At 68.5% G+C, this 15,435-nt stretch carries 2 protein-coding genes (1 of these 2 only partly in view); both read left to right on the top strand.

Features of this window, described 5'->3' with window-relative positions:
- Window positions 1–5 precede the first annotated feature (5 nt).
- Window positions 6–1,985, top strand: a complete 1,980-nt coding sequence (locus tag JGU66_23985) for a hypothetical protein (GenBank protein MBJ6763845.1) — start codon at window positions 6–8, stop codon at window positions 1,983–1,985.
- Window positions 1,979–15,435 carry the 5' portion of an SDR family NAD(P)-dependent oxidoreductase gene (locus JGU66_23980; protein MBJ6763844.1) on the top strand. It continues 8,566 nt past the right edge of the window, so only the first 13,457 of its 22,023 coding nucleotides appear in the window; the start codon lies at window positions 1,979–1,981; the stop codon falls past the right edge of the window. Before JGU66_23985 ends, JGU66_23980 begins: the two co-directional genes overlap by 7 nt.

The raw sequence follows: 15,435 nt of genomic DNA, 5'->3' as shown, positions 1-15,435 counted from the left end.
CGATCATGCCGCCCGCGACAACGAGCGTGGACGCGCTCCCCATCCTCTTCGAGCGCTTTGAGGCGGAGTTCCTCCAGGCGTTCATGCTGCGGACCGTCGAGACGAAGTTGCTCGAGTTGTTCCGGCAAGGACGGGTCTTCGGCACGGTCCACACCTGCATCGGCCAGGAATTCTCCGCGGTCATGGTGGCCAAGTACCTCGAGGCCCGGGACGTGGTGCTCTCGAACCACCGGTGCCATGGGCATTACCTCGCTCGGACGGGTGACATTCGCGGCCTCATCGCCGAGGTGATGGGCAAGGCGAGCGGCGTCTCGCGCGGGATGGGAGGGAGTCAGCACCTGTCGGCGGACGGCTTCTTCTCCAATGGCATCCAAGGGGGAATCGTCCCAGTCGCCGCGGGCGTGGCGCTCCACCATCGGCTCGCGACGAACGGCGCCATGAGCGTGGTCTACCTGGGTGATGGCACCTTCGGCGAAGGCGCCGTGTACGAGACCTTCAACCTCGCGTCCAAGTGGGAACTGCCGGTCCTGTTTGTCGTTGAGGACAACGGCTACGCCCAATCCACCGCGTCACACCAAACACTCGCGGGGAGCTACTCAGCTCGCGCCGAGGCCTTCGGCATCCCTTATCTCGAGGCCTCCATCTGGGACCTCGCGCATCTCGACGACACCGTGCGGGAGGCCGTGGCGCGCGTCCGTCGTGAATCGCGAGCGGTGATGCTGCGGATTCGCCTGTATCGACTGGAGGCGCACTCCAAGGGCGACGACGACCGAGAGCCCTCGGAGATCTCGGCGTACCGGGACATTGATCCGCTGACTCTTTTCGTGCGGGCACATGCACGGGACGAGCGCGTCCGGTCGCGGATGGATGCCATTGAGGCCGAAACCTTGGCCATCGCCACCGCGCTTCTCGATGAGCCGGTCAGCACGCTCACGCTGCCTGCGGCCGCGCCCGGGGTGGTCTCCACCGCTCCGGTGTCCTTCGAGGCACTCCCTCAAGCACAGGCCATCAACCAGGCGCTGTCGCGCTTCCTGGAACGCGAGCCGCGCGGCGTGGTGATGGGCGAAGACATCCACTCGCCCTACGGTGGCGCGTTCAAGGTTTGCAGTGGCCTATCGGATCGGTTTCCGGGTCGCGTCCTCACCACGCCGATCAGCGAGGCCGCGATCGCGGGCCTCTCCAATGGCCTCGCTCTCATGGGGACTCCGGTCGTCGCCGAGATCATGTTCGGCGATTTCATCACCCTGACCTTCGACCAGATCCTCAACCACGCGGCCAAGTTCAAGCTGATGTACGGAGACGACCGGAGCATGCGCGTCGTCTTGCGGGCGCCCATGGGTGGCCGGCGGGGCTACGGCCCCACCCACAGCCAGTCCCTGGAGAAGCACCTCGCGGGGATCCCCGGCACGGAGCTCTTCATCCTCCACGGCCGGACGCGAGTGGGCGCCTTCTACGACACCCTGCTGACCCGGTCGACCACGCCCGCGATCGTCATCGAGAACAAGCTGCTGTACACGCGGCGAGGTGACCGGAGCGCGCCCCTGCATCACTCGCTCCTGGAGACCACTGAATCCTATCCGGCGACGGTGCTGCGCCCAGCCGGTCCTCCCGACATCACGCTCGTGGCCTTCGGCCAGACGAGCGATCTGGCCGAGGAGGTCGCGACCCGGCTCTTCGAAGAGGAGGAGATCGCTGTCGAGGTCATCCTCGTCCTTCAGGCCTCTCCGCTGCACCCGGAGCCGATTCTCAGCTCCGCGCGCCAAACCGGACGGCTCGTGGTCGTCGAGGAAGGTTCTTCAGGTCACGACCTGGGCGCCGAAGTGATCGCCATGGTGAGCGCGCGGTGGACGCAGCGCACACCCCTCGCGGTCCGCAGGCTCGCGGCGAGACCGATGGCCATCCCCTGTTCGAAACCGCTTGAGGAGCAGGTGCTGCCCAGTGCCGATGAGCTGCACGCACTCTGCCTGGACGTGTTCTCGTGCTGACGAAGATCTTCGTTCCCCGAGTCAACGCCAACGACGACACCGCCGTCATCGTCGAGTGGTCCGTTCCTCCCGGTACCCGCGTCGAAGAAGGCACGCCCATCGCGGTGGTGGAGACGTCCAAGGCGACGCTCGACGTCACCGCGACCGCGGCCGGCTACCTCTACCCCGAGCACGCGGCTGGCACCGAAGTGGCCATCGGCGCGCTCATGGCCACGGTCAGCGATGCTCCGTTGAGCGAGGACGAGCGGCGGGGACTGCACCGCGACGTCTCGGCATCGACCGCCGAGTTCGTCAAGGTGACCGCGAAGGCGCGCAAGCTCATCCAGGAACATGGGCTGTCGGAGGCGGACTTCCCTGGGACGGCCCGCATCGCGGTGGAGGATGTCGAGCGACTCCTCCAGCAGCGCTCGACCGCCGCGACTCCCGCGCCGACTCAACGCCCGCCGCGCGCGCCTGAGGAGCCCGCTGCTTCCCTCCCTCCGAACCTCGAACGGCTCGAGCTCACTGCGTCCAAGCGGCACGAGGTCCGCGCGATGGCCTTGAGCAGCACGCGGACTGAACGCCCGCCGCGCGCACCCGAGGAGCCCGCTGCGTCCCTTCCCCCGAACCTCGAACGGCTCGAGCTCACCGCGTCCAAGCGGCGAGAGGTTCGCGCGTTGGTCTCGACCAGTGCCTCGGTCGTCCCGAGCGAGGTCGTGGTCCCCGTGGACTTCCGCAGGCTGCAGCGGAACCTCACCCGGCTGTCCGAGCTGCACCAGTACCCACTGACCGTAAGCGATGTGGTGCTCCACCTGTGCGGTCAGCTCCTGCCTCGCTACCCGGCATTCAACGGCGTCTTCGAGGCAGGCCACCCGCACCGATACAAGTCCGTGAACATCGGCTTCGTCCTGAACACGGGCCAGGGGATCGAGGTGCCGGTCGTCCGCGACGTGGACCGGCTCGCGCTGCTGGAGGTCGCCAAGGAAGTCCGCGCCTGCATCCTGAAGTACACGAAGGGACAACTCTCGAGCCGCGATTGCAGCAACGGCTCCTTCACGCTGACGGACCTGTCCGGCGAGGGCGTCCTCCAGTTCCGCCCGGTCCTCAACGCGATGCAATCGGCCATCCTGGGCATCGGCATGCATCGCCCGAGCGGGCAGGCCAATCTCATCCTGGCCTTTGATCATCGCATGGCCGATGGCCTGCTCGCCGCGCGCTTCCTCAACGAGCTTCGGACGGCGCTCGAAGGCAGCGCCGAGCCTCTTCCGATTGAGCCGCCGCGGCAGAGCGAACGCGTTCTCCGAGGACGTTCACGGGCCGAGCTGCTCCAGGCCTTCAAGCTCGACCAGATCAATGAGGACGTTCTCAAGGCGCACCTCCGACGGAAGAAGGAGGTCCACGGCGTGCCACTGTCGCATCGGCAGGCCGGATTCTGGGTCCTGCAGCGGATGGCACCCGCGACGACGGCCTACAACGCCTCGATCGGTTTCACGCTCGAACATCTCGACATCGAGAAGTTCGAGGCGGCCTGCCGCCTGCTCTTGGAGGAACATCCGTTTCTCGGCAGCACCTTCGCCGAAGAGCGTGGCGCTCCCGTCCAACTCACGCCGGCCGAGCCCGAGCTCGCGTTCTCGTACGAACAGGCGGTGCTCGATGGTGATGCCGCGCGCGAGCGGCTTCGGAGCGTCGCCAACCGCCCTTTCTCGCTCGAGCGCGGGCCGCTGTGTCGCATCCATGTGTGCCAGAGCGGAGCGCGCAGCTGGGTGCTGATGTGCGTGCACCATGCGCTGATCGACGGTTACTCGACGCCACCGCTCCTGACGTCCCTCTTCGAGAAGTATGCGCGCCTCGTGCGGGGTGAGGTTCCCCGCCTGCTGCCCCCTCGCGCCGACCACGCGGCGTTCGCCGCTTGGGAACGGGACCTGGTCGACGGGCCCTCGGGACATGAGCACCGCGCCTTCTGGCTCGCCGAACTCGACGGCCCCCTGCCCCACCTGGAGCTCCCGACCCACCGGCCGCGAGGGCGAAAGCCATCCGTGCGTGGTGCGACCGTCTCCCGGTGGCTCGAACCCGGACGCGCGGCCGCGGTCGAACAGTTCTCGCGGAGCCAGAACGTCTCCAAGCCCGCGATCTTCCTCTCCGCCTTCGCGACCCTGCTCCATCACTACACGGGACTGGATGACATCATCATCGGGGTCCCCGGCCGTGGCCGTCCCCCCGAGTTCACGGACGCCATCGGCTGCTTCATGAACATGTTGCCGCTGCGCGTTCGTGGAATCGCCGCGCGCTCGTTCCTGGGCACCAGCCAGCGGGCACGGTCCGCCCTGCTCGATGGGCTCTATCACGGCGACTACCCGTTCCAGGCCATCGTCCGAGAGCTCGCCAAGCGCCAGCCGCTCGCGACCCCACCGGTGTTTCAGGTCGCGTGTGTGTACCAGGATCTCCCGTTCGCACGGCTCGAACAGGAGCTCGGCATCCAGCTCCTCGACGACCTCGTGCAGGAGGGCCAGTACGAGTTGAGCCTGGAGATTGTCGAGAAGGCGGGACGCTATCGCCTCCACCTCAAGTACGACGCCGAGCTGTTCGACGCGACGACCCTCGAACAGGTGATGGAGGATCTCCTCCAGCTCCTCGACGCATCGCTCGCCGACCCCACGCGGATCCCCGCAGATGGCGAGCGGCGGCGCTTCCCGATTCGCGAGCCCTTGGCGGCTCCGGCCACGGTCGCTTCGCCCGTGCAGTCAGCGTCGACGCCGGAGCAAGTAGGGGCTGTCGAGGCGGCGCTCCTGGAGATCTGGCGCGACGTCCTCCGCACCTCGGAGATCCGCACGACCGATCGCTTTGCCGAGGTGGGCGGAAGTTCAGCGCTTGCCGTCGTGGTCGCTGACCGCATCGCCACTCGCTTCGGCTGTGAGGTCGACGTCACCACGTTGTTCAAGTGCCCCACGATCGCGGCGCTCACCGCGCATGTCCTCGCCAACGCGCCCGCATCTGCTCCCGTCGCCCCGGTGAGCCGGGGACAAACGCCCCCTGCTCGCGACGACGCTGGGCGAGCCACAGACAAGGACGAGCGGCTCGCGATCATCGGGATGTCCTGCAACCTCCCCGGTGCGAACAACCCCCGTGAGTTCTGGGAGAACCTCCGCCACGGCCGCGAGAGCGCGACCTGGTTCTCGCCCGACGCGTTGCGCGCGGCCGGAGTGTCCGAAGCGACAATCCAGGACCCTCACTACGTGCCGGTCCAGTACAGCCTCCGTGGCAAGGAGCACTTCGACGCGGGGTTCTTCAGGATCCCCGCGAAGAACGCGACCCTGATGGACCCGCAGGGCCGCCTGCTGCTGATGCATGCGTGGAAGGCCATCGAGGACGCGGGCTACGTCCCCGAGGAGATTCCGGACACCGCGGTCTACGTCGCCACGACCAACGCGCTCTATCTGTCCCCCGTCATCTCCGCGGCGGAGCAGCGAAGCAACTCCGAGGGCCTGGTGAGCTTCATGTACGCCCAGGCGGGGACGATCCCCACCACGATCTCGTACCACCTCGGACTGCAAGGCCCGAGCGTGTTCGTGGGAACGAACTGCTCCTCGTCCTTGGTCGCCCTTCACTCCGCCGCACAGGCCCTGCGCGCCGGAGATGCGCGATTGGCGCTGGTCGGTGCGGCCAGCATCTCGTCCTTGCGGTCATCTGACATTGGCTACGTGTTCCAGGAGGGGATGAACTTCGCGAGCGATGGCCATTGCCGGGCCTTCGACGCCAACGCTGACGGCATGGTGCCCGGCGAGGGCGTAGGCGTGGTCCTCCTGAAGCGAGCCTCGGACGCGCTGGCGGACGGTGACCGCATCTATGCGTTCGTGCGCGCCACCGGGATCAACAACGACGGCGCCGAGAAGATGGGCTACCACGCGCCCAGCGTCTCGGGACAATCGCGGCTGGTCGAGCAGGTCCTCGCGCGGAGCGGCGTGACCGCCGACACCGTCACCTACGTCGAGGCGCACGGCACGGGGACGAAGCTCGGCGACCCCGTGGAGATCAAAGCGCTCACCGAGGCCTACCGCCGCGACACGGACAAGACCCAGTACTGCGGGATCGGCTCGGTGAAGCCGAACATCGGCCACCTTGACGCCGCAGCGGGCCTCGCGGGGCTCATCAAGCTGAGCCTGTGTCTGTCCAAGGCCGAGATTCCGCCCTCCATCCACTATGAGCGCCCCAACCCCGCGATCGACTTCGCGCGGACGCCTTTCTTCGTGGTTACCGACCACCGGCCCTGGCCTGCGTCGCCCGGCCCTCGGCGAGCGGCGATCAATTCGCTCGGCATCGGCGGAACGAATGCCCACGCCATCCTCGAGGAGCATCGCGAGGTCCGAGGCCCGAGCCCCACGGACACGGGGCCCATACCGTTTCCCCTCTCCGCCCGGACCGACGAGCGGCTCCGTGCATATGCCAGCGAGTTGGCTGCGTTCCTCTCCGGGCCCGACGGCTCCTCCTTGTCCCCCACGGACGTCGCGTTCACGCTGCAGCGGGGCAGGAAGGCCATGGAGCGGCGGCTGGTGATCTTCGCCAGCGACCTCGTGGCCCTGCGTGCGGCGCTCGGTGAGTTCGCGCGCGACGGAAAGGGCGGCGCGGGCTGCTACGTGGCCTCGACCGATGCGGAGGGCTCGCGGGGCTGGCCGGAGCTTGCCCAGCGATGGATCAACGGAGGGGCGGTCGACTGGAGCGCGCTCCCCGGATCCACGAAGGGCCGGCGGGTGAGCCTGCCGACCTACCCCTTCGAGGAGAAGCGCTATTGGGTATCCGAGGAGCGCTCCGCCGCTCCGGTGCCACCGCCCCGCTCCGATGACGCGGGAGAGACTCGGGTCCTCGCGCCGCGCTGGTGCCCCATCGACTTGCTTCCCGCTCCCAGGGAGGAGACATCGGGCGAGGTCCTCGTCGTCGGCGGGACCCGCGAGCAGGCCGATGCGCTGAGGCGACACCATTCTGGGCTCCGTCACCTGCCCTCCCCCGAGGAGGCGCTGGGCTCGGCGGGTTTCCCGGCGCATGTGGTCTGGATTACCGACGCCCCTCGGATCAACGACGTGACCGCCGAGCACACCATCGCTCGCTGCCACGAGATCCTTCGAGGCGTGTTCCGGTTCGTACGGGCGTGCCTCGCGGCGCGTGTCGCGTCACGTCCCATCCACTGGACCTTCGTCACGACACTCGGACAAGCGGTGTCGAGCGGCGACGAGGTTGATCCGTGTCACGCGGCGCTCCACGGGCTCGTGGGTTCGCTCGCAAAGGAGCATCCCGAGTGGCGGGTGCGCCTCCTGGATGTCGAACCGGGTTTCGACTTCACGACCCGCGCATGGATGGAGTTGCCGTGGAGCGCGCGCGGCGACGCGCTGGCACTTCGAGCGGGCCGCTGGCACGAGCTGAAGCTCGCCCGCGTGGACGGCCTGGAGCGCGGCGGCCCCCCGTACAAGCACGGCGGCGTCTACGTCATCGTCGGAGGCGCGGGCGGCATCGGTGAGCTCTGGTCGCGCTGGATGATCGAGCGCTACCGCGCCCAGCTCGTCTGGATTGGCCGCCGAGAGGAAGACACGGAGCTTCGAGCCAGATTGGACTCGCTCGGGAGGCTCGGCGCGCGCCCGGTGTACATCCGCGCCGACGCGACGGATCGCGGCCAACTCGAAGCGGCGCACCGGCAGATCAAGAGCCGGTTCTCGGAGATTCACGGCGTCGTCCACTCCGCGGTCGGCGTTTTCGACCAGCGCATCTCGGAGGTCGACGAGGGCCGCTTCCAGGAGATCCTCTCGGTCAAGGTCGATGTCTCCGTGCGCCTCGCGCAGGTGTTCGGATCCGAGAAGCTCGACTTCGCCCTGTTCTTCTCCTCGATCGCGGCGTTCGAGAAGGCAGGCGGGCTCGCGGGGTACGCCGCCGGGAGCTGCTTCAAGGATGCCTTCGCCGAGCGGCTCGCGGCGCAGTGGCCATGTCCGGTCAAGGTGGTGGACTGGGGATACTGGTCAGTGGGTACCGGGGCCGCGCTCGCCCCCCAGGCCAAGCAGCGGCTGGTGCAGGGCGGGATCGCACCGCTCGAAGTAGAGCCCGGGATGGGCGCGCTCCAGGACCTCATCGCGGGGCCGTTCAACCGCCTCGTCGTGGTCCGAACGAATCGGACCGATGCCCTCGACGGCATCCTCGCTCCTGGGCGGCTCACCGTCCTGCCCGGCCCGTCCGTTCTCCCGGGCGTCCCGCAACCCTCGGCGGCGGACCTGAAGGCCCACGAGCAGTTTGCCAGGGAGTTCGAGGGCTCCCTCGCCGCGAACGCGGAGCTGATGCAACGGCTCGGCGAGTTGCTGGGGGCCATCCTGCATGAGCCCGGCCTTCGCTCGCGGGTGAGCCAGCTCTCGCCGATGTACCGGCGCTGGTACGAGACCGCCCTCGAACTCGTCCCGTCAGGGCCCGACACCGCCCCTCTGGCGGAGCGATGGGACCGCTGGGACCGGAGTGTGGAGGGCGTGCGCACGCACCCGGAGCTCCCCGCGCGAGCCCAGCTCGCCGATGCGTGCCTCCGCGCGCTCCCGGACATCTTGCTCGGGCGGCGCAGCGCCACGAGCGTGATGTTCCCCAACGCTTCGATGGCGCTCGTCGAGGGGATCTACAAGCACAACCGTGGCGCGGATCACTACAACGCCGCCCTCGCGGATGTTGTCGCCACATACCTCGCTCGCCGCCTGGAGGTGGACCCCTCCACCCCGCTGCGGATCATCGAGGTGGGCGCGGGCACCGGCGGGACGAGCGAGGCGATCCTCAAGCGCCTCGAACCGATGGCCCGGCACGTTGGCGAGTACGCGTACACGGACGTGTCCAAGGCGTTCCTCTTCCATGCGGAGCGGACCTATCAGCCCAGGTACCCCTACCTGAGACCTCGGCTGTTCGACATCACGCAGGCGGCGTCGACGCAGTCGATCGAGCTCGGGACCTACGACGTGCTCGTCGCCGCGAACGTCATTCACGCGACGCCTGACATCCGAGCGACCCTGCGCAACCTCAAGACGGTGCTGCGCAACGGCGGACTCGTCGCGCTCAACGAGATCAGCGACCGGAACCTCTTCGCTCACATCACCTTCGGACTGCTGGAGGGGTGGTGGAACGCGGTTGACGCTCCCTTGCGAATGCCGGGCTCACCGGGCCTCACTCCCGACGGATGGCGCCAGGCGCTCGCCGCCGAGCACTTCGCCGGTGTGACGTTCCCAGCGTCCCCCATCCACGGTCTCGGCCAGCAACTCGTCATCGCGCAGAGCGACGGAGTGGTCCAACACGGCGAGGTGCTCACGTCCGCGCCCAAGAAGACGGCGCCCACGCCGGCACCGGCGGCCGCTGCGCAAGGGATGCGCGCCACGGCCACGCGGTACCTTCGCCAGCTCTTCGCCGACGTGTTGAAGGTGAGCATCGACGAGATCGCCCCGTCCGCGGGCTTCGACGAGCAAGGCCTCGACTCGATCATCTTCAGCCAGATCAACAGCCGGCTCGCGGCCGATTTCCCCGGAACGAGCACCAATCTTTTCTTCGAGCACCGGACGATCGAATCGCTCGTCGAGCATCTCCTCACCGAGCACGGAGACAAGGCCGCTGAGCGGTTCTCGCCGTCCGCGTCTTCGTCCACACCCGTGGCACCGATGGCTCCCGCACCGATGGCTCCGGCTCCGCGCCCGAGCGTCGTGGCATCAGCGGACGATCCCATCGCCATCATCGGCCTGTCGTGCCGCTTCCCCCAGGCCGACTCGATTGAGGCTTACTGGAGTCACCTCGAGGCGGGCCGCGCCTGTTTCCAGGATGTTCCCGCGGAGCGATGGTCGCTCGCGGACTTCTACGAGCCGGACCCGGAGCGCGCCGTCGCCCTGGCTCGCAGCTACTGTCGACGCGGCGGGTTCATCGATGGCTTCGCGGACTTCGACCCGCTCTTCTTCAACATCTCGCCGCTCGATGTTCGCGACATGGATCCGCAGGAGCGGTGGGTCCTCACCTGCTGCTGGGAAGCGCTGGAGGACGCCGGCTACTCCCCACGGACCTTGCGCCGACACCAGGGCACGACGGGGGTCTTCGTTGGTGTGACCAAGGCAGGATTCAACCTGCACACCCATCGCGGCTCGACCTTCGCGAACTCGCGGATGCCCGTCACATCCTTCAGCTCGATGGCGAACCGGGTGTCCTACCATCTCGACCTCAACGGTCCGAGCATGGCCATCGACACGATGTGCTCGTCCTCGCTGACCGCGCTGCATCAGGCCTGCGAGTCGCTGCGCCGGGGAAGCTGCCAGGTCGCCATCGTCGGGACCGCCAACCTGTACCTGCACCCGAGGACGTTCACGGATCTGTGCCTCGGCAGGATGCTGACTCCGGGCGACACGATCGAGTGCTTCAGCGCGACTGGGCGCGGCTTCCTCCCCGGTGAAGGAGCCGCGGCGGTCGTCCTGAAGCCGCTGTCCGCGGCGATGGCCGACGGCGACCGGATCGAAGCCGTCATCCGTGGCACGGCCGTCAATCATGGCGGCAGGACCAACGGGTACACCGTCCCCAGTCTCGCGAGTCAGCGGGACTTGCTCTCCGAGGCGATCCGTCGCTCGGGCGCCCGTTCCAACGAGATTCAGTACGTCGAGTCGGCGGCGAACGGATCCGCCCTCGCCGACGCGAACGAGTTCCATGCGCTCCGCGCCGCGCTGGGTGAGCGGCGGGAGAGCTCATGCCTCGTGGGCACCGTGAAGCCGAACATCGGTCACCTCGAAGCGGCCTCGGGACTGTCGCAGCTGTTCAAGGTGGTGATGCAACTCCGTCACCGGAAGCTCGCGCCGACCCGGCTCGGGCCTGGAGGGCTGAATCCTGCCTTGGACTGGAACAGCGCGGGCCTCGAACTCGTGACGGCGTCTCGGCCATGGCCTGCCCCGTCCTCGGGGCCTCGCCGCGCCGTAGTGATGTCGGTGGGAGCGGGCGGCTCGAATGCGGCCGTGGTGGTGGAGGAGCATGTGTCTTCGTCTCCTCCCGCGAGCCTGGAGACAGCGGGCGCTCACCTCGTGCCGCTGTCGGCGCGCACCACGGAGCAGCTCCGGAAGATCGCGGAGCGGCTCGCGAGCCACCTGGCGACGACCGACGTCCCGATGGATGCGGTGGCGTACACCCTCGCCACGGGCCGCCAGCCCTTGCGCGTGCGGCGTGCCTTCGTCGCGCAGGACCGCGCGAGCGCGGTGCGCATGCTCACGTTGATCGCCGCCGGTGAGGAGGTTCCTGGTCTCTCCAGCGGTGACTCGAAGGGCCACGCGGAAACGAGCCAAGCGGAGCTCGACGCCGCGGTTGAGCGACGCGACCTGCCCGCGCTTGCCCAATGGTGGGTCCAGGGACACGACACCTTCGATTGGGCGCGGCTGTATCCCCATCCGCGCCGGTGCCGCCTGCCGGCCTACCCGTTCGAGCAGCGCCGCTTCTGGTACGAGCCGCTCCCGGCCGATGCGGAAGCGTCCCCGGGCTCGTCGAGCAGGGGTCCCACGCAGCGTGTGCCGGACGAAGTGCGGGCGTCGATTGTCAGCGAGCTCAAGTCGGTGCTGCTCCTCGACGGCGAGGTCGAGATCGACGCGGAGTCGACGTTCCAGGAACTCGGACTGGACTCGCTCGGGGTCGTGAAGTTCATGCAGGCGCTGGCGCAGCGTCTCGGGTTGAGCCTGCCCGAAACGCTCGTCTTCGATTACCCGACGCTCGGCGCCCTCGCGGGCTACATCGCCGAGCGCACCACTGCGGTGAAGCGCAGCGCGGCTCCGCCCGCCCCCGCTCGGACTCCCTTCGAGCACCACGTGGCCCAGGTCATCGGGGGCCACCCGGAGGTCGTCCCGCTCCAGCTCGAGGGCGAAGGCGAGATCCTCTTCTGCATCCATCCGATGTCGGGCGACGTCGGGCTGTACCAGAAGATCGCCGATGCGAGTGAGCGCCGCTTCCGGGTCCTTGGGATCAAGGCACGCGGCTGGCTCGCGAATGACGAGCCACTCCGCTCCATCGAGGCGATGGCGGCGCATTACGCGGGCGCGATCGCGGCGGTCCAACCCGAGGGCCCGATCCACCTCTTCGGCGCCTCGATGGGCGGCACGGTCGCCTACGAGATCGTGCGCGCACTGCAGTCCCGGGGTCGCCGCGTCGGAGCGCTGTTCCTCGCGGAGTCCCCCGTGGTCGAGGACCCCGAGGGCGCCGCGCTGTGGGACTCCGACGCTCGGCAGAACCTGATCATGAACGCAAACTTCCTCATGATCACCCTGCTGCACATGGACCCGGAGTTCCGGCGTCGCAAGGCGGCGGGCCAGCTCCGGTGGGCGGACCTGGAGATCCGCGCCGATCGTGTCGCCGAAGTCCCCCTGGAGCAGCTCGCGCGGCACCTCGTGGAGCTCGTGCGCCACACCGGTGTCCGAAAGGAGGCCGAGGGCCTGGCGGCCACGTTGCGATCGATGGCGGACATCCACCTCGCCAACCTCAAGGCGCTCAATCGCTATCGCGCGAGTCCCCTGTCCGGGGCCGATGGACTTGTCGCGGTTCTGCTGCGGACGCAGAGCGCCCACGCGTGTTCACCGGACGTCTACAACCCCGACTACCTACTCTCGGTCCAGCGGGCCCGTGGCTCGATGGCGCCCTTCTTCCAGGCATGGGGCCGGGTGCTCCCGGGGTTCGAGACCCATCTCGTCCCGGGCGCGAACCACTTCGACCTGATGAACACGGAAGCGGCGAGCCGCGCGATCGCCAACCGAATCGCGGACCACATGCTGCGCGCGCCGGCGCCACGGACCGTGGCGAGCACGCCCGACGACCTGGAGGGGATCGCCATCATCGGGATGTCCGGGCGATTCCCCGACGCCGACGACGTCTCCCAGTTCTGGAGGAACATCCGCGACGGCCTCGGCAGCGTCCGCGCCGCGCCGTCGGATCGCGGATGGAACATCGAGGACTACTACGACCCTCGGCCGCAGACCCCGCGAAAGACCTACGCGCGCAAGGGCGGCTTCCTCTCCGATGTCCAGAGCTTCGATCCGCTGTTCTTCAACCTCACGCCGCGCGACGCCGCGCTGCTGGATCCGAGCGTCCGAATCTTCCTCCAGGAGTCATGGCGGGCGATCGAGGACGCCGGGTACTCCGCCCCCGCCAGCGCTGGCCAACCTTGGGGCGTCTTCGCGTGCGCGAAGGGGGACTACGCCTACCGGATTGGCCAGGGCGACCCGACCTACATGGCGCCCACCGACGCCACCGCCGCCGGGCTGCTGTCCTACTTCCTGGACCTCGTCGGACCGTCGCTGACAGTCGACACCGCGTGCTCCTCGACGTTGGCGGCGGTGGCCATGGCGTGTGACAGCCTCTCGCAGGGGCAATGCTCCGTGGCGATCGCGGGCGGCGGAGGCATCTACACGACGCCGAACATGCTGATCTCCTCCAGCCAGTCGCTGCTCTATTCACCGGACGACACCTGTTACACGTTCGATGAGCGCGCGAACGGCACCGTGATGGGAGAAGCCGTCGCGTCCGTCGTCCTCAAGCCGCTCCGCCAAGCCATGGCCGATGGAGACCGCATCCACGGGGTCATCCGTGGGTGGGGGATCAACCAGGACGGCAAGACCCACGGCTTCGCCGCGCCGAGCGCGAAGTCGCAGAGCCAGTTGCAAGAGCAGGTGTATCGCCGCTTCCGCATCCACCCAGAGACCATCAGCCTGGTGGAGGCCCACGGCACCGGGACGAAGCTCGGGGACCCGATCGAAGTGCGGGCCCTGACCCAGTCCTTCCGTCAGTTCACCCAGGCGCGCGGCTACTGCGCGCTGGGCTCGGTCAAGACCAACATCGGGCACGCATTCTTTGGCGCCGGCGTCGTCGCGCTGATCAAGGTGTTGGGCGCGCTCCGACACCGCCAGCTCCCACCCACGCTGAACTTCGAGACCCTCAACTCGCAGATTGAGCTCGCCGACAGTCCCTTCTACGTCAACACGGCGCTGCGGAGCTGGGAGGTGCCGGCGGGCACTCCGCGACGGGCGGCGATCAACGCCTTCGGCGCCACGGGGACGAATGTCCACCTCGTCGTCGACGAGTGGCCCGAGACATCACCCGCCGGACGCCCGGAGCGGGCCACTGAGCCTCTGCCAATCGTGCTCTCCGCCAAGACTCCCGAGTCGCTCCAGGCGGCCGTCCAGAATCTGCGGAGCTTCCTCACGGAGGGTCGGGAGGAAGCCAGTCCCCGACCACGCCTCGAGGATGTGGCCTTCTCGCTCGCGGGCCGGACGCACCTGAGCGAGCGACTGGCGTTCATGGCGCGCGACCTCTCCGAGTTGGAGCGGATCCTCGGCGCGCTCACCGCGGGCGACGTACCGCAGGGATGCCATCGCGGGCGCGCGAAGGGCTCGCGGCCGAATCGGAGTCCATCCGCCAGCGGGGGCGCAGGCGTAGAGATCGCGCAGGCGTATGTGGCGGGTGAGACCATTGACTGGACGCAGGTCTTCCGAGGTCGCTCCCCCACGCGCATCCGCCTCCCGACCTATGCCTTCGCGAAGGAGCGGTGCTGGGTCGACATGCCGGTGTCGCCGGCCTCGCGGACCGCAGAGCCCTCGCCGCGCGCCGAGACGATGTGCTTCGAGCGGAGCTGGGTCCCCGCGGGCTCTTCGTCCACACCAGGAGACGTGGAGCAGCACGCGCTGCTGTGTGACTTCCCCGGGGACTTCGACGTCGCAGCCGGAGCGAGCGGTCCGCGCCTTCACGTCTCGCGTCTGTCTTCGTCGGCGGTGAACCCGGCCGAACATTTCCGCGACCTCGCGGCGCAGGGTCTCACGCAGACCCAGGCCCTCCTCGCCGGGCCGCGCGAGCAACCCGTCCTGGTGCAACTCGTCATCCGAGCGACGCCCGAGTCCGAGCTCACCGCGGGAGTCGGTGCGCTCCTGCAGACGGCCGCCCAGGAGGATCCGAGGTTCCGGGCACAGATTGTCCGCGTCCCCTCGGAGGCTTCACCGGCCGAGGTGCGAGCAAAGCTCGTCGAGGCCAGGGCGTACGCGACCACTCAGATCCGCTGGCGCGCGGGCCGCGCGGAAGGAGCGGACTGGGCCCCCGCGAAGGTGGCGCCCCCTTCCGTCGGTACTCCGTTCAAGGAAGGCGGCGTCTACCTCATCACAGGGGGCGCGGGAGGAATCGGCCGGCTCGTCGCCCAGGCAGTCGCGCGGTCCACTCGCAAGGTCACCCTGCTGCTCGCGGGCCGCTCCCAGCCCGGGCCCGAGCTTCAGCACATATTGGATGGACTCAGCGCGCCCGGCGTGACGCTCCGCTACGAGCGATGCGATGTCTCCCACCCAGGCGACGTTCGCCGTCTCGTCCAGCTCGCGACCCAGGAACATGGCGGGCTCCACGGCGTCTTCCACTGCGCGGGAGTGACGCGCGACAGCCTCGTCCGGAACAAGCGCCGAGAGGACTTGGACTCGGTGTTCGCGGCCAAGGT

Source organism: Myxococcaceae bacterium JPH2 (assembly GCA_016458225.1).
GTDB lineage: Bacteria > Myxococcota > Myxococcia > Myxococcales > Myxococcaceae > Citreicoccus.
The sequence above is the reverse complement of the archived record's forward strand: the minus strand, read 5'-3'. Positions and strand labels throughout refer to the sequence as shown.

What these genes read in the sequence shown, in the direction of transcription:
- JGU66_23985 (MBJ6763845.1), top strand. Translation starts at nt 6, where the DNA reads ATGCCGCCCGCGACAACGAGCGTGGACGCGCTCCCCATCCTCTTCGAG.